20 protein-coding genes and 3 riboswitches are annotated in these 22385 nt (G+C 43.8%); of the genes, 2 read left to right on the forward strand and 18 right to left on the reverse strand.

Annotated elements, in window-relative coordinates; translation table 11 throughout:
* Positions 1-6 precede the first annotated feature (6 nt).
* The 17 genes from ribA to HF966_RS06335 all read right to left on the reverse strand — a co-directional run bounded on the left by ribA (position 7) and on the right by HF966_RS06335 (position 19167).
* Positions 7-1200, reverse strand: a complete 1194-nt coding sequence (gene ribA / locus HF966_RS06260) for a GTP cyclohydrolase II (RefSeq protein ID WP_168677184.1) — start codon at positions 1198-1200, stop codon at positions 7-9.
* Positions 1169-1789, reverse strand: coding sequence for a riboflavin synthase (locus HF966_RS06265; RefSeq protein ID WP_168677185.1), 621 nt, complete (start codon positions 1787-1789; stop codon positions 1169-1171). Before HF966_RS06265 ends, ribA begins: the two co-directional genes overlap by 32 nt.
* Positions 1753-2811: a bifunctional diaminohydroxyphosphoribosylaminopyrimidine deaminase/5-amino-6-(5-phosphoribosylamino)uracil reductase RibD gene (ribD, locus tag HF966_RS06270; protein WP_168677186.1), complete on the reverse strand. Its 1059-nt coding sequence runs from the start codon at positions 2809-2811 to the stop codon at positions 1753-1755. The genes HF966_RS06265 and ribD overlap by 37 nt, the downstream gene beginning before the upstream one ends.
* Before the next feature lie 114 nt (positions 2812-2925).
* A riboswitch (FMN riboswitch) is annotated at positions 2926-3067 on the reverse strand.
* Between the two features lie 83 nt (positions 3068-3150).
* Complete coding sequence (locus HF966_RS06275; RefSeq protein ID WP_168677188.1) at positions 3151-4149, reverse strand: AI-2E family transporter; 999 nt, start codon at positions 4147-4149, stop codon at positions 3151-3153.
* A gap of 31 nt (positions 4150-4180) precedes the next feature.
* Positions 4181-5428: an LCP family protein gene (locus HF966_RS06280; protein WP_168677190.1), complete on the reverse strand. Its 1248-nt coding sequence runs from the start codon at positions 5426-5428 to the stop codon at positions 4181-4183.
* 143 nt (positions 5429-5571) lie between these two features.
* Complete coding sequence (locus HF966_RS06285; protein WP_168677192.1) at positions 5572-7599, reverse strand: KUP/HAK/KT family potassium transporter; 2028 nt, start codon at positions 7597-7599, stop codon at positions 5572-5574.
* Between the two features lie 121 nt (positions 7600-7720).
* Complete coding sequence (locus HF966_RS06290) at positions 7721-8773, reverse strand: lactonase family protein (protein WP_168677194.1); 1053 nt, start codon at positions 8771-8773, stop codon at positions 7721-7723.
* Positions 8774-8865: 92 nt separating this feature from the next.
* Complete coding sequence (locus HF966_RS06295) at positions 8866-9633, reverse strand: SDR family oxidoreductase (protein WP_168677195.1); 768 nt, start codon at positions 9631-9633, stop codon at positions 8866-8868.
* 3 nt (positions 9634-9636) lie between these two features.
* Complete coding sequence (locus tag HF966_RS06300; RefSeq protein WP_168677196.1) at positions 9637-11106, reverse strand: acyl-CoA reductase; 1470 nt, start codon at positions 11104-11106, stop codon at positions 9637-9639.
* Between the two features lie 2 nt (positions 11107-11108).
* Positions 11109-11444 carry a LuxE/PaaK family acyltransferase gene (locus HF966_RS08895; protein ID WP_246586676.1) on the reverse strand — a complete coding sequence of 112 codons (336 nt, stop codon included), beginning with the start codon at positions 11442-11444 and terminating at the stop codon, positions 11109-11111.
* Entirely contained in the window at positions 11431-12234 is an 804-nt protein-coding gene (locus HF966_RS06305) for a LuxE/PaaK family acyltransferase (RefSeq protein WP_246586674.1), read from the reverse strand. The genes HF966_RS08895 and HF966_RS06305 overlap by 14 nt, the downstream gene beginning before the upstream one ends.
* Positions 12215-13510, reverse strand: coding sequence for a solute carrier family 23 protein (locus HF966_RS06310; RefSeq protein ID WP_168677198.1), 1296 nt, complete (start codon positions 13508-13510; stop codon positions 12215-12217). The genes HF966_RS06305 and HF966_RS06310 overlap by 20 nt, the downstream gene beginning before the upstream one ends.
* A 60-nt stretch (positions 13511-13570) precedes the next feature.
* Positions 13571-13661: riboswitch (TPP riboswitch) on the reverse strand.
* Between the two features lie 110 nt (positions 13662-13771).
* Positions 13772-13861: riboswitch (TPP riboswitch) on the reverse strand.
* Between the two features lie 22 nt (positions 13862-13883).
* Positions 13884-14363, reverse strand: a complete 480-nt coding sequence (locus HF966_RS06315; protein ID WP_168677200.1) for a glutathione peroxidase — start codon at positions 14361-14363, stop codon at positions 13884-13886.
* A 27-nt stretch (positions 14364-14390) separates the two neighbouring features.
* Complete coding sequence (locus tag HF966_RS06320) at positions 14391-15443, reverse strand: 2,3-butanediol dehydrogenase (RefSeq protein ID WP_168677201.1); 1053 nt, start codon at positions 15441-15443, stop codon at positions 14391-14393.
* 160 nt (positions 15444-15603) lie between these two features.
* Positions 15604-16152 (reverse strand): NADPH-dependent FMN reductase, encoded by a 549-nt coding sequence (locus HF966_RS06325; protein WP_168677202.1) that lies wholly within the window; start codon positions 16150-16152, stop codon positions 15604-15606.
* A 65-nt stretch (positions 16153-16217) separates the two neighbouring features.
* Positions 16218-17492, reverse strand: coding sequence for a 2-hydroxycarboxylate transporter family protein (locus HF966_RS06330; protein ID WP_168677204.1), 1275 nt, complete (start codon positions 17490-17492; stop codon positions 16218-16220).
* A 4-nt stretch (positions 17493-17496) separates the two neighbouring features.
* Positions 17497-19167 carry a malolactic enzyme gene (locus HF966_RS06335; protein WP_168677205.1) on the reverse strand — a complete coding sequence of 557 codons (1671 nt, stop codon included), beginning with the start codon at positions 19165-19167 and terminating at the stop codon, positions 17497-17499.
* A gap of 111 nt (positions 19168-19278) precedes the next feature.
* Here HF966_RS06335 and HF966_RS06340 point away from each other — a divergent pair, with 111 nt between their 5' ends.
* Together HF966_RS06340 and HF966_RS06345 are read left to right on the forward strand one after the other, a co-directional pair.
* Complete coding sequence (locus tag HF966_RS06340) at positions 19279-20169, forward strand: LysR family transcriptional regulator (RefSeq protein ID WP_168677207.1); 891 nt, start codon at positions 19279-19281, stop codon at positions 20167-20169.
* Between the two features lie 102 nt (positions 20170-20271).
* On the forward strand, positions 20272-21378 hold the full coding sequence (locus HF966_RS06345) for an SLC13 family permease (RefSeq protein WP_168677209.1): 1107 nt from the start codon (positions 20272-20274) through the stop codon (positions 21376-21378).
* Between the two features lie 31 nt (positions 21379-21409).
* Here the strand turns inward: HF966_RS06345 and pnuC are convergent, their stop codons facing one another.
* The gene (gene pnuC / locus HF966_RS06350; protein ID WP_168677316.1) at positions 21410-22198 is read right to left on the reverse strand and encodes a nicotinamide riboside transporter PnuC; all 789 of its coding nucleotides are present in this window, start codon (positions 22196-22198) and stop codon (positions 21410-21412) included.
* Positions 22199-22385 lie beyond the last annotated feature (187 nt).

The raw sequence follows: 22385 nt of genomic DNA on the forward strand, positions 1-22385 counted from the left end.
TGCTCCTTATAGCAAGTGCTGGAATTTTTCTTTTTTGGTTGCGAGATATCGGTTGTTGTAGGCGCTGGCGCCGACAATCAAAGGGACGCGTTCAACCACCTCAATGCCATACGCCTGCAACGCTGCAACTTTATCGGGGTTATTGGTCAACAACTTAATTTTTGTCAAGCCAGCTGCCATCAGCATTTCTGCTGCCTGAGCGTACACGCGTTCGTCGGGCTCATGATTGAGATGAACATTGGCATCATAGGTATCATATTGCTGTTCTTGTAAAACATAAGTTCGTAATTTTTCACTTAGCCCAATGCCACGCCCCTCTTGACGCAAATACAAAACCGCACCACCCTGTTCATCGACCATTTGAAGTGCTTGATGCAGCTGAGGCCCACAATCGCATCGAACCGAGCCAAAAATATCACCAGTGGCGCATTCTGAGTGGAGGCGCACCAGCGGCACTTGTTTTGCCGGTGTCCGACTTTGAATCAAGAGGGTCGGTTCGGCTTGCCCCGTCTCAAAAGCGGTCAAATTAAAATCACCAAATTGAGCGGGTAGATGGACAGTCACACCTTCTTTAACGGTAAGGGTTGCTTGAAATGCACAATAAGCCATTAAATCAGCCATTGATAACTGGAGAATCTGATGCGTTTTTGCCAGTTCGGCCAACGCTGTTTCTCTGGCCATATGCCCATCGGTATCTAAAATTTCGATGATATAGGCGACTGGTGGCACCCCAGCAATTTTAGCCAGTTCTACCGCGCCTTCAGTATGGCCTTGCCGTTTTAGCACCCCGCCATCATCAGCAACCAATGGGAAAATGTGCCCCGGGGTTTCAAAATCAGCCCCAGTGGTACTCAAGTTGGCTAATTGTTGAATCGTATGTGCCCGTTCAAAAGCTGACACACCGGTGGTACTGTCAACATGATCAACACTCACAGTGAATTTTGTGCCAAATTTCTCCGAATTGTGGCGCGTCATTTGATCTAATCCTAATTGTGTCGCACGTGCTTGAGTCATTGGTACCGCCAAGACCCCTCTTGCGAGTAGAAGCGCTTCATTAATGCGCTCTGGTGTCGCAAACGAGGCTAAGCCGACCAAGTCCCCCTCATGTTCCCGATTTTGATCGTCGGTCAGGATAATGAACTGGCCTTGCTTTAATGCAGTAACCGCATCACGCACCTTTTGTATTGCTGTATTCGTCATGATTTATCCCCGCTAAATATTTTGCGATGACATCCGTTTCGATGTTCACGTGCATCCCTACCGTCAATGTGTTCAAATTAGTGTGAGCCAACGTATGTGGAATGAGTCCGATAGTAAATGTCGTCTGGTCCGTTTCAATCACGGTCAAACTCACACCAGATACCGTGATTGCCCCTTTGGGAACAATCTGTGCCATCAAGTCCGATTGGTTTGGCTGAAAGGTCAGCCACACGGTCTCACCAGCTTGTCTCGCACGCGTGACTGTTGCCATACCATCCACATGTCCAGACACGATATGCCCATCAAACCGATCCGTTGCCAGCATTGCCATTTCAAGATTCACCGGTTGATTTAAGGTATAGTTTTGGACAATCGTTGTATCAAATGTCGGTTGCATGACATCAAAGTCAGCAGTTTGCTCGGTCTTATCGATAATGGTGAGGCAAACCCCATCAATCATAATACTTGCACCAATAAGGGCTGGTGCAAAAAAAGCCTTGTCCGTCGTCACAGTGAGTCGTAATTCTTTATCATGCCGTTTGGTTAATTTGGTTATTTTACCAACGGCTTGTGTGATGCCAGTAAACATGGGGCGACCTCCTGATTAAAATATTGTTTGCGTAACGTGTTGCCCACACGTTGCAGATTATCTGGTGATTGCGTAAGTGTCAGCCCTGCTACACCGCCAGTTAAAGGTGTATCTGATGTATAAATTAAGCATTCGTGCCAAAGACACAGATCTAAAAAACTTTGCATTAACGTTGGCCCGCCTTCGACCATGAGGGATTTTATCCCCCGTTGCCCAAGATCGGCCATGACACCAGTTAACCCGTCAGCCATTAAAACAACGTTATCCGTTTGGGCAAACACTTCATTTTCGGTGTACACAAGCCAGTTACTAGATCTTAAACTGGGATGGTTTTGCAATCGACCACGCCGATCAATCACCACGCGCAGTGGCTGTTGATGCGTTAAAGTGATGCCACGGACATTTAATCGCGGTTGATCGATCAACCACGTCTCACTGCCAATCAAAATGGCGCTGGCCGCCGCACGTTGCAGATGCACATCGCGGTCAGCCACTGCATCCGTGATTTTACTTTGAACGCCGGGTGCTGCTGTCACCATTCCATTATGCGACTGTGCTAATTTGAGTTGAACATAGGGCATGCGATGCGTATGAAATTGATAAAATGCTGGGTTTAATCGCTGACTGTCTGTCGTGTGAATAACATCGACAAGCATGCCGGCAGATCGTAATTTTTGAACGCCAAAGCCATGTGTTGATTGGTTAGGATCTAAATCACCAATGACAACCCGTGCCAAACCCCAGTGACTCATTGCCTCTGCACAAGACCCAACCTTTCCATGAACCGCACATGGTTCAAGGGTCACATAAAGCGTCGCGCCCATAGCATCTTCGGCACGCTTGAGTTGCCGATAGGCATTAATTTCTGCATGTGCCCCCCCAAAGTACTCGTGCCAACCAATCGCTATTGCTTGACCATTTTTGACAATCACTGCCCCTACGCGTGGATTTTCAAAAGTTTTTTCAGGTTGCGCTTTTTCGGCCGCGAGCGCGGCCATGCGTAACCATGTTAAATCGTCCATCAATACCCTCCTATTTTTCAGGACAAAAAACCCGGTGTGCAAATAAAAGCACACCGGGTTAAACGTTTAAGATCGATTCAAAAAAGCCAACATAGTCTATTACGCCTACATCGTCTATCTCTTCTCCCATCCAGACTTTAACTGTCGGTCACAGAATCTCACTGTGTCAACCACCTGCCATAACAAGTGGGTCACGGACTTTGGTCTTTAGACCATCACCGTCGGTCGGGAATTTCACCCTGCCCCGAAGATTAATTATTTAACACTTATTAGATTAGCACCTAAACTATGACATGTCAAATAAAAAAGCCATCAAAATTGATGGCTGAAAAATTTTAGCTAGGCACCACGAAATCGCTGGATCTTGAAAAAGTCAAGCATGAAGGTCAAGATGGGCAGTCCGATCACTAAGCCCCATACACCAAAAATCTTTTCCATAATAATCAAATTAAGCAAAATAACCAAGATTGGCATGTGCGTACGATGTGACATAAAATGGGGATGCAAGAAATAGGACTCCAGTGCATGAATGACCGCAACGGCAACCAAAATGGCAAGCACGGTATGCCAATCACCAATAATAAAAGCGGTGATTGTTAAAGGAATAAGCGATAGCAACACGCCAACAACAGGAATCAAGCCCAAAATAAAGATTAAGATGGTAAATCCAAGCAGATACGGAAACTTCAAAAAGGCTAATACGGCAACCATTGCGGCAGTATTAATCACACAAATGAGTAATTGTACTTCAAATAGACGGCCCAAGATAATGATAAAGCGATGAATAATAATATAAAATTCACCAAAAAATTTCTTATATGGGCTATGCAAAAAATGTAGTGACCAATTTCTTAACTGCGGGTAAGTCATACAAAAAATATAACTAAATAGCAATGCCAAAATAAGTTCATACAGCATATGCCCTAATTGGTTAAGCTGGGCCAAGGCTTTAGTTACCAGTTGTTCTGTGCTAATTGAATTCGTATATTGATGAATATTTTTGTAGATTTCTTTAAAAATACCATGCGCATGCCAACTAGAATCCGTTGCCATGACAATCATGCTGCGCATTTGGTGGATTAAGGTATTGGCGCCATGGTCAATAGCCCACACCACAAAACCAACAAAAACAAGATACACTAAACTAATCGAAATACCTCGCGATAATCGCGTCAACCGTTGGACACGTTTTCCGGCATTTAGCGCAAGATAAGCAAAGATAATTGTCAATAAGAGCAATGACATGAACGGTGTCAATAAGAAAATGGCAATAGCGATTGTAAGTAACACATAAAAACGGTAGAACCGCTGATTATTCAAAGCGGACAAAACGCGCATACGCTCTCTCTCCTCACGTATTTAAAAATGGTTAGTTGTTGGGTAACTTTTCGTTACTTGTTGTATCAGATGATGGGTAGAGATCATCGGCTGAACCCACCTGTGCCAGTTGGGATGGCGTAATCTCACTACCAAATTCAGATCCAGTTGTCGCTGCTTTTAGGCCAAGCGCTGCACGCACTGTATCGGTAACCGCCTGACGTTGTGCGGTCGTCACACGTTGATATGAAACCCCTTGATACATTTCACCTTCACCTTGAACAGTATAGGATTCAATGTGCTTGGTGGCGTCAATATAGTTTGAACCGAGCGCTAACATATCAGACATTTGTAAATCTGAGGCGATATTTTTTGTCGTGGCATGAATGAATTTTGTATTTAAAATGGTTGTTGGATTCTGCTTCACTTTGTTCATAATCGCTTCCAACAAAATCCGTTGGCGTTGCGTGCGACCATAATCACCTTTTGGATCTTCATAACGCATCCGTGAAAAGGCTAAGGCTGCTTTACCATCCATCGTGTCATACGTTTTAAAGTTTACCCCATCGGCTGCATACGAATAAGTACTTTCACCTTCAGTAAACCGATACAAATTCCCCCCTGTTTCATGCGCCGTATCTTGGCTGAACCGGAAGGTCAATGGTGACTTCGCTTGGATGCCGCCCAATTGGTCAACAACATCCCCAAGGCCACTCATATTCACCATGGCATAATAATTAATCGGCACATTAAACATATCCTGAATCGTGGCGATTGTTGTCCCGACGCCATCACCCAGCGAAGCTTGGTCATCAGATGTTTCTTTGAAAGCATACGCTGCATTCAGCTTTTGCGGGAAACTCGCTTCAAAACCTGAGATTGAAGTCATAATATCTCTTGGCACTGAAATCATGGTGGTTGTTTCTTTTTGCGGGTTAACCGTTACAAGCATCAAAGAATCTGTTAAACCAGACCGGTCACGATCTGCACCAAACCCGCCGGAAGTCCCCGTATCTGTCCCAAGTACAAGAAATGAAATCGGCTTTTTATCCTTGATGAGTTGCGACGCCGCCTTTTCGGATTTAAGGCCCGTTGAGGAATAAGAATTTTGAAACGATTGCTTCAATGAACTTGCGTAGTAGACACCAAGACCGACACCCACTAGTACGAGTGCACTCAAAGTAAATAGTATCACACGCCAAGTCTTTTTTCGTTTGGGACGTTTTCCCTGCGATCTTCTACGTTCTAGGCGTGTTGTTGCCTCGTCAAGTGGCAATTCTGTCTTGGTGTTATCAGACATAATGTCATTCCCCTGATATATATTATTTTTTTGCTACATTAACTAATTTAACACAAAAGAGATTAAATGAACAATAAACTTCCTTAATAAAATTACCGTGAGCGCGTCTTTTTTCCAAAGGCCCACTCACGGTAATCATGATACTATTCAGTTTCTTTCAAGACGTTTTTCACTTCAATTTGTGTCAGTTTTTGACGGTTTGTGTTGGCGATGAAGAGTGGCACAATTTCTTCAACGACATCACTAAATTCTAGCCCATAAAAGTTACTGGATGATACGGTGTGAGACTGTAACCAGACACGACCGCCAATTAAGAAACGATCCCAGGCATTAATATTTGGCAAATTTAATAAATCAGCATAGTATTGACTCGCCATAACATACTTAAAATCGCCGACATTGCCATGTTTATTCATCGCATATTTTGGAAATTGGGGTTTCAAAATATTTTGCTTAATCAGCGCACCCGCGACTTGTTTGAGATAAACATTAATCTGGGGTTCAACTTTAAAACCAAGATTAAAAGTCACATGCACAATATTATTCGTCCCCAACATATCAACGGCATAGCTTTTGCTATGGGGATCAGACGATTCTTTGACGGTGACAAACCAATAAATATTAGCGCGTTTTGGGCGTGATCCAATAATTGAATAGATAATTGATCGCTTTAACATATAATTTTGGTGCATATGGGCGATATAAACCAAATTGGTCGCAAAAATTGGTTCGTCTTCATCTTTAGACAAATTCACTAATTGCTTGCGATAATCCTTTAAGGAAAGGTAGTCATCTTCTTTTGAGATGGCTTCTCGGCGTTTATTCCCATAATACCAAACGGCCATAACCGAAAGAATGGCCAACATGATAATCAAAGTGGCATAACCACCATGGATAAATTTGCCAAGACTAGCAATCAAAAAGACGATTTCAATAAAGCCAAACACCAACAAGAAACCAACAGCAATCAGTTTTTGGCCATGCAACTTGATAAACTCAAACAATAGAATGGTCGTCATCAACATTGTAATCGTGATGGCTAAACCATAGGCTGCTTCCATGTTATGCGATGTTTGGAATGTCCAAACCACAAGCAAACCAATCCCACACAAAATCCAGTTCACCATGCCAATATACATTTGGCCGCGAACATTGCTAGGATAAAAAATGCGCAAACGCGGCATGACCTTGAGGTTAATTGCCTCACTCACCAATGTATAGGCGCCTGAAATAAGGGCTTGTGAAGCAATAATCGCTGCCAAGGTTGCCAAAATAACCCCGACAAAGCGCCATTGGCCCGGTAAAATTTCAAAAAAAGGATTGGATGATTGACTCAAAATGTCAGGATTTTGACTGTGGGTCATAATCCAAGCACCCTGCCCCATGTAATTCAAAATTAACATGCTATAGACAAATGGCCAGCTAATGTAGATGTTCTTTTTACCCACATGGCCCATATCGGAATAAAGCGCTTCGGCACCAGTTGTGGCCAAGAAAACACTCCCTAAAATGAAGATGCCTGTTTTATTTTCCGGATCAAAGAGAATTTTAATGGCGTAAGTTGGTGATAACGCTTTTAAGATTGAGAGATCTGAAAAAACATTAATTAAACCAAAGATACCGATAAACAAAAACCACATCAACATCAAAGGGCCAAAAACATTACCGATTTTTTTAGTCCCAGCTTTTTGAAAGGTAAAAATAATCAGCAACAAAACGGACACAACAGCAATGACGACCGCCTGGTTATCTGGGAATAAAAATGCCCCGATTTGTTGGTTTTTTAACCCTTCAATTGCAGTCGTGACCGTCACAGCTGGTGTCAAAGTGCCATCCGCCAGCAGGGCTGAGCCACCAATTAAGGCTGGAATCAATAACCACATCTTGTTATTATCTTTCACCCGCGAATACAAGGCAAAAATACCACCTTCACCATGGTTATCCGCACGCAGTGCGATGATGACATATTTCACAGTCGTAATCAACATCAACGTCCAAAAGACTAATGATACGGAACCCAAAACGAAATTTTGCAATTGCGAAACGCTACGCGCACTATTGAGAATGGAATTCATCGTATAAAGTGGGGAAGTCCCAATATCCCCATAAACAATTCCAAGTGCGATGAGTGCACCAGCAGAAGCCCACTTTGGTGCTTTGACAATAGCCATTTTTGTTCTACCTCGACAGTTATATTAAATTCTATACGGCGCTAATTATCTCACATTTTAATATGAATTCCCACTTTTAATCTTGATTTAAACAAAAAACAGCCTCAACGGCTGTTTTGTATTAATAAAACATCACCCGAACGGCTTCAGGCACTGAAAAGTCTTTTTGTGTTTCGGTTAGCAGACCCGTTTTTTCGTCTCGCGCAAATACAGTCACATTATCCGTATTTTGGTTAGCGACGACGACATAACGTCCCGATGGCGCAATATTAAAGTCACGCGGGAACTCACCTTGCGTTGGCACTGATTGGATTTGTGTCAGACGGCTACCATCATCACTTACCGCAAATACTGCCAGCGAGTTATGTCCACGATTGGAGACATAAACAAATCGGCCATCGTCAGAGACACGAATGGCAGCCGACCCGTTATGGGCTGTCCACTCATTTGGAATGGTTGGGTAGGTCTTTTCCAAGACCATCTCCGCGGTCGCTGCGTCATACTTCACAACAGAAATTAAAGAGGACAATTCTCCCAAAACGTAGACATACTCCGGATGCGCTGGGTTAAAACGTAAATGTCTTGGACCATAGCCGGTGCCAGTCTGATAGGTGCCAGCTAAGGTTAACGCCCCTGCATCTGATAAATCAAAGACTGTAACTAAATCTGAACCCAAATCCACAATGTCTACACGACCATCTGGGGTCAAATTCGCAAAGTGGACATGGGCTTTATTTTGTTCTGGGCGGGGGCCTTGACCCTGCGCCAAATACTGATCTGTCTGTGTGACGGTCCCGTCTGCATGGATTTTAAAAACAGTTAATGTTGACAGATGATAATTAGCCGCCAGCAGTAATTGGCGCTTCTCGTCAATGGCCAAATAGGCCTCTGAGGCATCTGGTGTCAACCAAGTTTGAATCTGCTTTGGTGCATCAGGATGCTTAAAATCATACACCGCAAACCCGCCTTCACCACCAGTTGGTCCCTGACCATCCTGGCGTGCCACAGCATATAGAAAACCAGCCTGACTTAAGACAGTGTAGGTCGGTGAACCAATTGGAAACAATAATTTGGCATCATGTAATTGCCCCTTCTCCAAATCAAGTGAGGCCGTATAGACCCCTTCTGAGCCACGTCGCGTATAGGTGCCAAACATTACCTGTTGCTCTGCCATTTTAATACCCCATCCATTTTCATTTTCTGTAACCGTTTTCATTACTTGTTTATTATAGATTCAGCTTGGCTATTTGTCAAAATAAATTTGTCTTAATTCATCGTCAAACCACCATCAACAAACAGACATTGCCCAGTAATATTATCCGCTAACGCCGATGCCAAAAACACTGCTGCACCAGCAATATCAGCTGGTTTCGTCAACCGACCGGTGGGCGTTTGCGCAATAATTGCTTCGCGAACATCTCGATGCGTTGTGCGACTGGCATCTGTCGGGTATGTCAGTCCTGGTGCAATGGCATTGACTCGAATACCATAAGCCCCCAATTCCACGGCAGCAGAACGCGTCCAGCCCAAAACAGCCGATTTTGCAGCAATATAATCATGGTATGGGATCACCGGATTTTGGGTCAAATTAGTCGTAATATTGATCACACGGCCATATTGTTGTCGTTTAAAGGCAGGCAAAAGTGCTTGCGTCAGATAATGACTCGCTTTCAAACTACCGTCAATTTGCGCTTGAAAATCTGCCCAGGTTGTGTCGCCAAAAAGTCGTCGATGTTTTGGGTCAAATACAAAAGGCGCGAAGGCATTATTCACCAAAATATCAATCGCACCAAAATTATTTAGCACCTCAGTTATCATTGCTTGTATGGCAGCGTCACTTCGGACATCACACGGTATTGCCACGGCTTGCCCACCAGATGCAGTAATGTCAGCCACGATGGCGTTTGCTTTTTCGTGATTTTTTAAGTAATTCACAATGACAATTGCACCTTGCTGCGCCAGACCTTTTGCAATAGCCGCGCCAATACCACGGCTCGCGCCAGTCACAAGTGCAACTTTATGATCTAATAACATAGCTTATTCCACATCCTCATCAAAGCGTTCGACATATTGATCCAAATTAGCTTCAATATCCACGACACGTAATAAATCCAATAAGTTAAAACCGCCATCATGATGCCACGCCGCCGAAACATGATTCATCTCGCCAAGCGCACATAACCTGGTAATCCCAACTTCGCCTAATTGACGCGCAAGGGTCATTAACGCTTGCGGGGCAACGGCCAGGCCTGCCGTTTGTAGATAAGGCTTAAATGGTGCAATGTAATTTGGCACATCAGCCAAACGATCAACGGCATAGACGTGCACCGTGCGATTAAGGGGACTTGCTTGAAAGTCTGGCGTGTCATGATAGACGACAGTCCAAGTTAAATCCTCACGACTTGAAAACATTTGCGTCGTTTGGTTGTTGATCATTTCAGATAATGCATTTTGGCGTAGTTTATTAATTGCTAATTTTTCCGCTGGTTGTAAAGTTGCTTGTCGATATTGATGTTGATAATTATCCAAAGCAGTAGCCATGACACTTGCAAATTCACCTGGTGATAGCTGACCACCGCGTTCGATATAAACAGATTGTGGTGCTAAACAGGCCTGTTGATCATAAACACCTAAATCGCTCACTAATTTTTCCGCTGTTTGGCGATAATAGTCGGCCGTTAAAGCAATGCGACCCACCAATGCCACGCCAATCTTGTACCCATAACGAATCAATTGTTTAGTCGCCGGTACAAAGTCTCTTACTGCCGTCACGGTTTGCTCACTCCCAGACACAATCACTGTTTCAGCGTGTTGAATGGCTGTTTTCGTTAGCGTGACTTCTTGACTTGACCAGGGCAAGATGGCTAAAACATCAGCGAGCCTTGGGTCGACATCAGCCAAGGTTTTTACGAACAAAACCGGCATTAATGGTTCTGCAAACGACGTTTTACCAATGATGGCGGATTTCACCAGCAACCCCATAATCAGCGTCCAAATTTGAACCCCTGGCACATTGCCAGAAAAAATTTGGAAAAGTAAATCTGGCCCATAAAATTTGGAAAATCCTCCTGATAGGTTTGGTTGAAACTCGTCCATGGCCATGCCAGTATTTGCCAATTCAGAATTCACAAATCGTAAAAGCTCTTTTTCACGAAATAAACGCATGTATTGCTTCAATTCGAGTGTCGTTTGCGTGGCGTCGTACCCTGTCATTAATGGCAAATATTTTTCCGCTACCTGTCGATAATGGTAATGTGGATCTGTCCATTTCTCGGCAGCTAAACCAATCGTTCTCACAATTTCTCGAACACTCAATTGGTTGAGGTACGTCGCTCGCTTGCTTTTAAGTGCTTCAGCCAATGCCACGATTTCTTGCGGTGTGGCATCTGGATAGCGCAATTGAATGGCCCCGTCCGGCGTTTGCAAAACCTTTTCTGTGTATTTTTCAAACGCAAATGTCTTTGGCGCCACAAAAACATCAATCACGCTACCATTTTTCTGACTCATGCTCACGACCTCTCGCCCAATGCTTGACTCTTCATTAGTTCGTCTACCGCAATCGAACAGCCGCGTGCCGCCGTGCCGCTCACACGACCAATCAATTGAAAGCCAACGTCGGTTTCTACGGCAAGATCCTCGGTTAAAATAGCCAAACACGTATCCCAGTTAGCTAAATCATAGTAAGCCAAGATTCCTGGCTCCCCTTTTGTCACCGGCTTCAAATCGGTGGCATCAAGAATCTGAATTCGGACCCATGCCGGCACAACTTTATCAAAGGTGAACGGTTGCTCGTCATTGTCAAGCAGCAAATTGCCGTCATAACATTGCGAACTAATTTCTGTCATCCCAAACATGTTGATAATATGCGCGCGGGACGTTAAAAAATTCAGAAAGTTGCGTATACAATGTTGTCATACTGATTGTTCTGGCCTGACCTTTGAAACCACCGGTATCAAACACAATACTCCCCTCAGGCAAAGGGTAACGCTGATCTGAAGTGGCCAGTGCATCTAGCAAATGAACATACGAAAATGAAGCGCCAATAAGCAGAACTGGCTGATTCATCGTGCGCGCGTGATCTAGTGCACCTTTTAGCGCTGCCATCGCAATTGCGCCGTCTCTAAATAACACCTGGCTGTCTGGCGTGCCAAATGTAGCAATCGCTGTATTGATATAACGAGACAAAGAAGAATGTGGATTCGCCACTTGATCTGGAAAAAGTGATAAAATCGTGATTTTTTGCCGCTTTCCCATGACATATTGCTTAAAACCTTGTTTCATAGCCGTTTCCCATACATCTAACCGGCTTAAATAATGTTGACTTTTGTGCACAGGGTCGGTCGTCCCACTCGAATAAAAAATATCAGCAGACTGTGAAATATCCTCAGTTGATAGTGTCATCTGCTTAAATGCTTGAATTGGCATACGCGGCACGTCTTGCCAGTGCTTTGTTGTCATTGGCGTTCGTCGTTGTTGTTGAGCTAACAGCCGATAGGGCTGATTTTTAGCAAATTGATAGGCAAAAATATCACAGGCAAGTTGATTAAATGCCACTTCCAATTCCTCTTGTGAAGATTGATCCGATTTGATAAATGAGATAATCCGGTCGGGTAAGCTATTTTTTGGCTGGGTCATTTGTTTGTTGCACCTTCCGAAGATATTTTGGGATGAGATTTAATCCAATATGCAAACTGATTGCGGCAATAGCCCCAATTAAAATGGTATTTGAGAGCAATTGGCCTAACACACCGTGCCACCCTGAGGCGTATGCTGGTAATGCAATGGCCAGGACAATTGATAGACCACTGATGATTTGATTCGCCTGAGTATTATCCGCCTGGTTTAACATTTTTAACCCTGTCATGAGTAATGTTGTCGCCGCTGGTAAGAATATCCCACCGATAACCGGACTAGGTGTCAATGCTAATAATGCGCCAATCTTTGGTACAAATCCAAAAATGATAAACGCGGTGCCGGCAAACAACACCGGCATACGTGACGTGTTTTGCGACAAATTCAAAACCCCTACATTTTGCGCATAAGCAGTTGTTGGAAAACCACCAAACAAACTTGAAAACATTGACCCAACAGCTTCCCCTAATAAGCCATTTTGAACGCGCTTAGGAGCAATCGTTTCGCCCATGGCATCACCCGCCGCTTCATACACACCAACCGCTTCCACCACCGCAACCAAATAGGCAACAAAAAAAGCACTGAAGACTACCCAATTAAAGCGCAACTGGCCATAAGGGAGTAGATGTGGCAAACCAAACCATGGCTTGGTGGCAAGAAGTGAAAAATTCACCTGACCCAAAAAAATCGCCAAGCCGTCACCAATGACCAACGCAATTAAGAACGCAAAACGCTTCAAATGGCCACGAGCAAATAATGATAAACCAAGCACAATGCCCGTTGTGACAATGGCCAACAGCAAGGTCTGTGGCGCAGCAAAACCTTTATCCCCTGGATAACCACCCAAAAATTCCGATAATGTGAAGCTTGATAGTGACACGCCGACCAAAAATATCAGGGTACCGATAATCGTTGGGGTCAAAAATTTGAGAATTTTAGACATCAGACCTGTAATCGACAATAGAAATACAAGCAGCGCACTGATTAAAATCGAGCCGCTCGCAGCTGCCAGTTGGCCACTTTTCCCCGCGCCAATCATTAAGGCATCAAAGGCCGCTGAAGGCCCTTGAATAATCGGTAATCGCACAAGCTTTGTGACTTGTGTTAACGTCACAATGCCAGAGACGATAAAAATCGTATTCACTAAGTTAACAGACATATTCAAAGATAAGCCGGCCGCCGCGGCAACATAGATTGGATCTAACCAAACATTAGAGACGAAAACGTGTTGCAACCCTGCTATGCCGTGCGATAGCAAGCGTTGTTTTTTTGAAAACATATAACTTTCCTTCCATTAAAAAAAGTCCTTTTGCGCGCAAAAGGACTTTTTTGGTATCACTACCAAAATAACTCACTTTCCTACGCTAGTGTTAACTAGTTCAGGTTCAGAGGGTGCTTCTCAGCCATACTTGGCGCCCCTAGCGAAACAACAATTTAAACGACTTCCCCGTTACATCATCTAACCCCCCTAATTTTGCACCAAAACAACCAAATAAAAAGGTGCCTTTTCCGATGGAAAAAGCACCTAAAATCAGCATGATTTGTTTTAGCACCGCTTTCCTACGCTAGTATTAACTAGTTCAGGTTCAAAGGGTTCATCTCAGCCATTTTGGCGCCCCTAGCATGCTTATAGTATATCACAATTGTATTTTTTAAACGAGCATTTTTTCAATGTCAGGTATCATCGCTTCCGGTTTTGTGGCGGGCGAAAAACGTTTCACGACTTCTCCCTCGCGATTAACCAAAAACTTAGTAAAATTCCACTTGATACGTGTACCTAAGGCATTTTTTGCATGATCTTTAAGATAAATAAACAATGGGTCAGTTTGTTTACCGTTGACTGCAATTAATTGGTGCATTGGAAAGGTTACCCCGTACGTTAAGCGACACGCTGCTGCGGCGTCTTCTGCCGATGACAACTCCTGCTTAAATTGATTCGACGGAAAACCCAGCACAATTAAGCCTTGCGCTTGATACGCCTGATAAATGGCTTCCAAGGCTTCAAATTGTGGTGCAAAGCCACACTTTGTCGCAGTATTAACAATCACCATCGGCCGCCCAGCATAATCACCCAGTGTATACTGCTGACCGTCTTCAGTCATTGCGTTAAATTGGTATACATTTTCTGCCATGAGTACCTCCGCATCGGCCAAAATCGCCTAGGCTTCATCCTTTAAGTTCACCAAAATTTTGGCTTGTGATTTGTCCGATGTCAAGGATTCAAAGCCGTCTGTGACAATATTATCCAGCGCTATCATATCCGTGATTATTGGCGCAACATCAATTTTACCTTGGCTGACCAAATCAACAGTCTGTTGGAATGTTTCTTTTGAATAAGCAATCGTGGTTGTTAATTTAACCCCTGCATTCATTAATTGCATTGGGTCAAAACTAATTGGCTTGGCAAAAATCGACACGATCACCATGGTGCCGCGAGGGCGTGTAGCATCAATAGCTTGTTCAAAAGTTGGCTGTACGCCGGCAACTTCAAACGACACATCGGCGCCGCCAGGAATAATATCATGGATAGCCGCGATCGTGTCGGCGACCTCACCTGAATTCACCACATCGGTTGCACCCATTTCTAACGCCTTCTTCAAGCGGACTTCAGACAGGTCCACGGCAACAATCTTTGTTGCGCCAGCGGCTTTGGCAGCTGCGGCAACCAACACACCGATTGGGCCGGCACCAAAAATGACAACCTTTTCGCCAAAGCGCAAGCCCCCTTCTTTCACCGCCTGAACGGCAACTGCTGTTGGCTCAATGGTAGCCGCTAATTCAAGTGAGAAATCTTCAGGTAAGTGATACAAATTCTCTTCTGGTACATTGACTCGGGAAGTAAAACCACCATCCGTGCTCAAGCCAATAAAGCTATAACCATCATATACATCGACATCATCAGGTACTTGACCTTTTGTCACTGTGGGGTTCACGGAAACATGATCACCCACTTTAAAGCGGGTCACATCTGAACCCACGCTTTCAACCACACCGGAAAATTCATGTCCCATGGTTAATGGGGCTTGCCCACCAGTCAAATCATCCGGCTGCTCGACTGGAATAAATACAGGGCCTTCGAGATATTCATGCAAATCACTCCCACAAATACCTGCATAGGCGACCCGCACCACAACTTCATCAGACTTTAAAGGCTTCAATTCAACATCTTCAACACGTACATCCTTCACACCATGCCATACTGCTGCTTTCATTACATTGCTCCTTTTTCCTTGAAATTATTTTGTGGATTCAGCATCCTCGGCTTCATTATAGCACTTTTACCAGCCAGCGGCGTTTCATGTGCCGTATTTTTTCACAATCTCGTAAAAAAAAATCGCCACACAATGGTGGCGACTAAGTCAGTAATGAAAATCATGAGACAAACTTATCTGCAAAGGCAACAAACTTTTGTGCGGCATCGGCAAGAAAGGCTTGTGTATCAACGTTTGTAATTTGACCTGCTTCATCAGCTAATGTGCCAACATTACCAATGTAAAGTTCAGGTTGTTGCATCGTTGGCATGTCTAAAAATACCAATGTTTGACGCAACACATGGTGTGCTAGGACACCGGCAATGCCAGAAATTGATTGTGAAGCAACCAATGCTGGCTTACCTTGCCAGACGTTTTGACCCCAAGGACGTGAGGCGACATCCAATGCATTTTTTAGCGCAGCTGGAATACTGCGGTTATGTTCAGGCGTCACGAAAATGAAAGCATCTTGTGCCAATACGTCGTTACGGAAACGCGTATAAACTTCAGGTGAAGCGGCATCAAAATCTTGGTTATACAATGGCAAGTCCGCAATGTTCAAATAGGTCACTTCTGCATCGGCTGGTAAACCAGCAACTAACGCATCGGCCACACCTTTAGAATATGAATTTTCACGAATTGAACCAACTACAACACCATATTTTGTCATATGATTTCTCCTATCTTCTTACTATTTATAAGTATAACGAAAAAATTGAGAAATGCAAGCCTTGTTTAATGCAAGAAACGAATGAGTATGCCACCCAGAATCAAGACGATTGCACCGCCCATCCGATTACCCATCTGTGCAAAAGCAATCATTTCCATCCGATTGGCCGCTGACAAAACTGCCACGTTACCAGTGCCGCCCATGCTATTATCACTCATACCCGCGGCAATCGCTGCTTCAACAGGGTACAAACCAAACAATTTACCAATCAAAGCACTGGCAATCCCCATCACCACTACACTCGTTAAGGTCAATAAAGCAAATTTCCAAGTTAATGATTGTGCCAAAACATGTAAATCAATTAGCGCCAATCCAATCCCAGCAAGCACGGCATGCGTTAAATTGCCCATCACCACTTGATTAAACATCACCACCGAGTCTTCCAGTGATTGTGGCACCCAATTAAAGGCTTTAAAAATAATCACCAAAATAATGATGAATGCATAGGTGTGAATTTTTGGCATGAGGTCATTTAAAATCGTGCCCACTAAAAAGAATGAAAAGGCAATCATCATACCAACGCCAATCCGCGTCGCGTCTAGATTCGTGACTGGCTTGGACTTTTCGTCTGCTGTAATCGGAATGAGTACACCATGGCCATCATATTTCGTATCAGCACCCACCTTGGCAATCAAAGCTGCCCCAATCACAGCCATGACATTTCCCAGCGTCACAGCAGGAATGATCTGAGAAAACATCGCACCAGCACTTGTATTTAACCCTTGTGCATAGATATGTGACAACGGCACCGCACCGGCGCCAATACCACCAGCCATCATTGGCATGGAGATAAACATAACCGCATGGCCAAAGCCTACGCCTAATACGATCCCCATTAAACCAACTGCGAAAAACCCAATCACCATGGCTGCTAATGACACCGGAATAAACCGAACTGCAGCTTTTAACAAGAGGTTGCGGTTCATCCCCAAAATTGAACCGACAATCAAGGCAGCAATATAGAAGTCTAACAGGCCATTGTCATTTAAAAATGTCTTAGTAGCGACGACCACATGTGCTGGGATGAGGCCGGTTGCAGCTAATGCAGCCGCTGCAAAAATTGTAAATACCGATCCGCCCCCAAGATATGACTTGAAAATCGGCAAGATGTTACCAATATAGTAAAACAAGTGACCTAGCAAGACCAGCATCAAAGTCAACCCCAACATATTCAGCGGCAACTTATTGCATGCAATGGTGACTGCTAAAATGCACATCATGACGAGATAGAGTGGCAAACTAACACCACTGATTTTTGTTGCCCAAAGCTTTTGCGTCATTATGTCATTTTCCTACTTGATATTCTGCTGACCACTTCGCATCTTTCACCGCTTGTTTGGCATCAACAATTGGTTCGCGGTTCAAGCCTTGATCTAAGACACTTTGTGCTGTGACTTCAGCAATTTTCTGTGAGAAGGCAGTCAAATTTGAGACAGGTGGCAAGACTGCCGCACCTGGTTCATCCGCATCAACCAAGCCACCCAACGCGTGGATCGCCGCTGAAATCGTTTCTTGTGTTAACAACTTCGCCGTTGACGCCACCAAACCAAAACCAAGGCCAGGATAAATCAACGCGTTGTTCCCTTGCCCAATTTTATACGTGATCCCCTTGTACACCACATCAGCGGCTGGGATACCTGTTGATACCAAGGCTTTGCCATCTGTCCATTTGATCAAATTTTCAGCAGTTGTTTCAGCTAATTTTGTTGGGTTAGACAGCGGGAAAATAATTGGTCGTGGCGTATGCGCTGCCATCTCTTTGACAATTTCTTCTGTGAATGTGCCTGGTTGTGTTGATGTTCCAATCAAGACTGTTGGGTGGATAGTCTTGACCACAGCTGCCAAACTTGTCAATGATGCAGCATTGTCAAATTCTGAACGTTGCCGAGTAAATGGCTTTTGTGCTGCCGTCAAATCCGGTGTATCTTCAAACAATAATCCTTGCTTGTCGACCAAATAGAAATGTTGACGTGCTTCTTCCGCTGACAAACCAGCACGTTGTAATTCGGTAAAGATTTGATTCACAATTCCCATACCGGCAGTACCAGCCCCGAAAGTCACAAATGTTTGATCAACTAATTTTTCTTTAGAAATATTAAGTGCCCCGAAGACACCGGCCAAAACGATCATGCCTGTCCCTTGAATATCATCATTAAAAGTCGCAATTTCATCTTTATACTTATCCAAAATGACTTGCGCATTGGCACGACCAAAGTCTTCCCAGTGCAATAATGACTCAGGGAAAAGTGTCTGTTCGGCTGTCACAAATTGATCAATGAAGGCCAAATAGTCGTCCCCAGCAATCCGCGCATGCTTGTTACCCAAATAACGCGGATTATCAAGCAATGCTTGGTTGTTGGTACCGGCATCAATGCTAACTGGCAAGACACTGGCTGGATCAATCCCAGCTGCCGCAGTATAGACCATCAACTTACCAACCGCAATATCAACCCCGTTAACACCCCAGTCACCCATACCAAGAATACCTTCGGCATCCGTCACGACCACGAGCTTAATGTCTCGCCCAGCTGCCGCATTGCGTAATGAAGCTTGGATATCTTCTGGGCGGTCAACTGACAAGAAAGCGGCATTTTGTGGGTTCATAAAAATTTCATTATATTGTTCGATTGAATCAGCCACAACGGGATCATAAACAATCGGCATAAATTCAGCAACGTGTTCATCCATCAAGTGATAGAACAATGTCACGTTTTCATTGAAAAGATTCATCAGGAAAATGCGCTTTTCGAGTGGTGCCGTTTTTGACAAAAATTGTTGATAAGCTTGTGCTGCTTGTTCATCAATCGTTTGCACTTGGCTTGGTAAAGCACCAGTGATACCCAGTGCTTGGCGTTCAGCCAAAGTAAAGCCTGTGCCTTTGTTCAAAAATGGGTCCCGAAGTACCGCATAGCCAGTCGTTGTCATGTTTAAGTCCTCCAAATGTTTGTTTATCATATCACAACTACTTGACTATACTGCGCCGTTTAGTTTATAGTCAAATGATGACTGTGTCATAAATAAAATTTATAACACACCTTTAGAGCGTTAACATATAAGGATTTTTCCATGCAAATTAATGATTTGAAATATTATACGACGTTATATCACGAAAAAAACTTTACCAAAGTAGCCAAAAATTATGGCATCAGCCAGCCATCCATCAGTAGTGCCATCAAACGGTTAGAAACTTATTTCCAAGCCAAACTCATCATTCGTGGCCACGCTGCATCAGACTTGCACTTCACCCCAGCAGGCGAACAACTCTATCAACATGCCGCATCCATCTTAAATGAATTAGAAAGCGCCCAACAAGAAATCACCCACTTGCAGTCCCGCACGACAACGATCGGGTTACCCCCCATTCTTAAAAATGCTTATTTTGCAAAAATCGTACTTGCAACCAAAGCTTTCGATCGCCAATATGATATTGACCACATGCAAATATATGAAGCTGGGTCAAATGGGTTAACCCAGTCGTTGATTAACGGTGACATTGATTTAGCCTTATTAGGGTCGCTCGGGCAAAATACCACCGATAAATTACAAGTATTTCCCTTCGCCACCGCACCTTTTTATGTCTATATGTCTCAGGAAAACCCATTAGCTAAGCATCGGGAAGGCATCTACTTTAAAGATTTAAAAGCCCAACAATTCATTTCGTTTGATGCGAGTTTTATTCATGTGCAGGCAACCAAACAATTGGCTAAAAACGCAGGGATTCGACCAAAAACCTTCATGAAAACCAATGATGTCTATTTTTTAATGAGCTTAGTCGCTGAAAATCTAGGGGTGGCTATTTTAACCAACATCGTCAGCCCAACACACCCAGATATCGTCACAATTCCGCTATTAGATGCCGACCAACCACTTTTTAGCGCCAATGTCGCCTTTCGAAAAAATCATATTTTGACCACAGAAGAAAATTTACTGATCCGTATTTTATCGCAACAAGCCTAATGAGGGTCGCCGATTCATCCCTTTACGAGGTTGAATCGGGTATAATAGATAAGTACGAATTGAAACCGCACGCCGCCTTGAGCGACGATAGAAAGAAACCTGATGATGCAAGTATTGCGTAAAATCTATACGGACAAGACTTTTCTTGTCACCTTGGCGCTGGCACTCATTGCCATACTATTTGGTCATGTCGCACCAGGAGATATTGATCTCAAAACAATCTTTTCCCTACTGGCATTGATTATCGTTGTGTCTGTTTATGAACAACTACACATTCTGGCCTATATTGCCAACACCATTGTGGCCAAATGCCGGTCGACACGTGATATTATTGGTGTGATGCTGCTCTTTTCATTTGTCGGTGCCATGCTTTTCACAAATGATGTCGCCATCTTGACGCTTGTTCCGATCTTTTTCAATATCAGTCGGCAAGTTCACATCTCAAAAATCGTCCCAATTAGCTTATTGACCATTTATGCTAATCTTGGCAGCGCCATCACACCTTTCGGCAATCCCCAAAACCTTTATTTGGTCTCATATTATCATCTGAGCTTGCCAACTTTTATGGCTTTATCCCTGCCAATGGGTCTCATTGGGCTAGCAAGTCTGTTTCTAGTGACTTGTTTATTCCCAGCCCGCCCCATCACCAATATGCAGACCACGACTATCCAGATTCATGCCAAAAAAGTACGCTGGTTGCTCCTCGTAACTGTGATCGTTCTCCTTGGCATTCTGTCTGTTTTGCCAGTTTGGACCGCAGTGGTTGCCAGTTTACTTGCGGCCAGCTTATTGGACAAGCGGGTATTAGCCCAGGTCGATTACGGGATTATTTTGACTTTTATTAACTTCTTTCTGATTGTTGGTGCCATCAGCCGCGTGCCTGCTGTGCACCACCTCCTATCTGCGACAACTAGCACAACCTTGAACACGTTCTTCACCAGTGTCTTGAGTAGCCAAGTTATCAGCAATGTCCCAGCCGCCGTGCTACTTTCCAAATTTACACACCATGTCGCAGGGTTGTATCTTGGCGTGACTGTTGGCGGATTAGGGACCCTCATTGCCTCGCTTGCCAACTTGCTTGCCTTACGTCAATACCATTTGTTCGCACATGATGGCTCAAGCATGCAATTCTTCAAAACTTTTACTTGGCTCAATAGCGTTTATCTTGTCGTTTTCTTGCTCATCGGCAGTCTGCTGCTCATCTTTTAAATCAAAAAGCCACCACAATGTGGTGGCTTTTTTATTCGGCTTTCTGTGATTTTTTCATCCACATGTATTGACCATAAAATGAATTGATTAGCATCATGATTTGCAAAGCCAACATTGATGTGGCACCAGCTGAAGGATCAGCTTGCATCGCACGCGTCCAAATAATAACATTAATGATATCTAGCACAATCCAAGCTACCCATTGCGAGCGGTAGCCATAAGTCATCAGGACTTGACCAATAATACCCAAAGGCAACAACGTCGCGTCCAGATAAATTTGCGCACCATGTAATGAATGACTAACATACAGGACAATTCCATAAATTACAAATGTCATGATGATGTACAACGCAGCATTTTTGGGCGTCAATCGCTTCGATTGAACGGCATCATCGGCTCCTTTATTATGATGCCAAACCGAGATTCCCACAAACTGCATCACAAAATAAAATGACTGTGAGGCAATGTCACCAATTAAATGATTGTTTAAGGCAACGATTAACCAAACAGCACAACCAAGCACACCCCAACTGTAATTCGTTAAGCGCCCTTGGTCGACCAAAATCAGATTAATCACGGTCGCAATGCCAGTGACTAAACTCACCCAGCCAATAAAAGCAAAATTTTTACCCAAAATAAAGGCAACAACTGTTGCGATGAGCATGAGTACCATGATAATTTGAGAAGTCCGTGTTAAGGATTTTAAATCGCGGATATTTTCTCTCAAGCTAAACGTGTGTCGCAATTGTCGCGGTAATTCGCGGAGGCCAAATTTAACATTTGACCAGCGCGTACTAGCGGAAGTGGTGAGTGCATTCATTGACATGTTAAGTCTCCTATTGTTTTTGAGTAGCCGTGTCGGGAAGCAACGCTACATACTGTAAATGAATTGTGATAACTGCCGCATATCTCCAAAACTGTCATTGCTTTGTGATAAATACCACAGTATCACTGGTGAATATTATAGCGCAATATTTCTAAAAATAAAAGTCAAAATGAATTTTATT

This window comes from Leuconostoc holzapfelii (genome assembly GCF_012396485.1).
Classification (GTDB): domain Bacteria; phylum Bacillota; class Bacilli; order Lactobacillales; family Lactobacillaceae; genus Leuconostoc; species Leuconostoc holzapfelii.

Excerpts from the sequence above, each read along its gene's own strand:
- HF966_RS06330 (WP_168677204.1), bottom strand. The coding sequence starts at position 17,492 with ATGACGCAAAAGCTTTGGGCAACAAAAATCAGTGGTGTTAGTTTGCCA.
- HF966_RS08895 (WP_246586676.1), bottom strand. The coding sequence starts at position 11,444 with ATGACAGAAATTAGTTCGCAATGTTATGACGGCAATTTGCTGCTTGAC.
- HF966_RS06315 (WP_168677200.1), bottom strand. The coding sequence starts at position 14,363 with ATGGCAGAAAATGTATACCAATTTAACGCAATGACTGAAGACGGTCAG.
- HF966_RS06290 (WP_168677194.1), bottom strand. The coding sequence starts at position 8,773 with ATGGCAGAGCAACAGGTAATGTTTGGCACCTATACGCGACGTGGCTCA.
- HF966_RS06300 (WP_168677196.1), bottom strand. The coding sequence starts at position 11,106 with ATGAGTCAGAAAAATGGTAGCGTGATTGATGTTTTTGTGGCGCCAAAG.
- ribD (WP_168677186.1), bottom strand. The coding sequence starts at position 2,811 with ATGGACGATTTAACATGGTTACGCATGGCCGCGCTCGCGGCCGAAAAA.
- HF966_RS06325 (WP_168677202.1), bottom strand. The coding sequence starts at position 16,152 with ATGACAAAATATGGTGTTGTAGTTGGTTCAATTCGTGAAAATTCATAT.
- HF966_RS06340 (WP_168677207.1), top strand. The coding sequence starts at position 19,279 with ATGCAAATTAATGATTTGAAATATTATACGACGTTATATCACGAAAAA.
- HF966_RS06275 (WP_168677188.1), bottom strand. The coding sequence starts at position 4,149 with ATGCGCGTTTTGTCCGCTTTGAATAATCAGCGGTTCTACCGTTTTTAT.
- pnuC (WP_168677316.1), bottom strand. The coding sequence starts at position 22,198 with ATGAATGCACTCACCACTTCCGCTAGTACGCGCTGGTCAAATGTTAAA.
- HF966_RS06305 (WP_246586674.1), bottom strand. The coding sequence starts at position 12,234 with ATGACCCAGCCAAAAAATAGCTTACCCGACCGGATTATCTCATTTATC.
- HF966_RS06280 (WP_168677190.1), bottom strand. The coding sequence starts at position 5,428 with ATGTCTGATAACACCAAGACAGAATTGCCACTTGACGAGGCAACAACA.
- HF966_RS06265 (WP_168677185.1), bottom strand. The coding sequence starts at position 1,789 with ATGTTTACTGGCATCACACAAGCCGTTGGTAAAATAACCAAATTAACC.
- HF966_RS06320 (WP_168677201.1), bottom strand. The coding sequence starts at position 15,443 with ATGAAAGCAGCAGTATGGCATGGTGTGAAGGATGTACGTGTTGAAGAT.
- HF966_RS06335 (WP_168677205.1), bottom strand. The coding sequence starts at position 19,167 with ATGATAAACAAACATTTGGAGGACTTAAACATGACAACGACTGGCTAT.
- HF966_RS06285 (WP_168677192.1), bottom strand. The coding sequence starts at position 7,599 with ATGGCTATTGTCAAAGCACCAAAGTGGGCTTCTGCTGGTGCACTCATC.
- HF966_RS06310 (WP_168677198.1), bottom strand. The coding sequence starts at position 13,510 with ATGTTTTCAAAAAAACAACGCTTGCTATCGCACGGCATAGCAGGGTTG.
- HF966_RS06295 (WP_168677195.1), bottom strand. The coding sequence starts at position 9,633 with ATGTTATTAGATCATAAAGTTGCACTTGTGACTGGCGCGAGCCGTGGT.
- ribA (WP_168677184.1), bottom strand. The coding sequence starts at position 1,200 with ATGACGAATACAGCAATACAAAAGGTGCGTGATGCGGTTACTGCATTA.
- HF966_RS06345 (WP_168677209.1), top strand. The coding sequence starts at position 20,272 with ATGATGCAAGTATTGCGTAAAATCTATACGGACAAGACTTTTCTTGTC.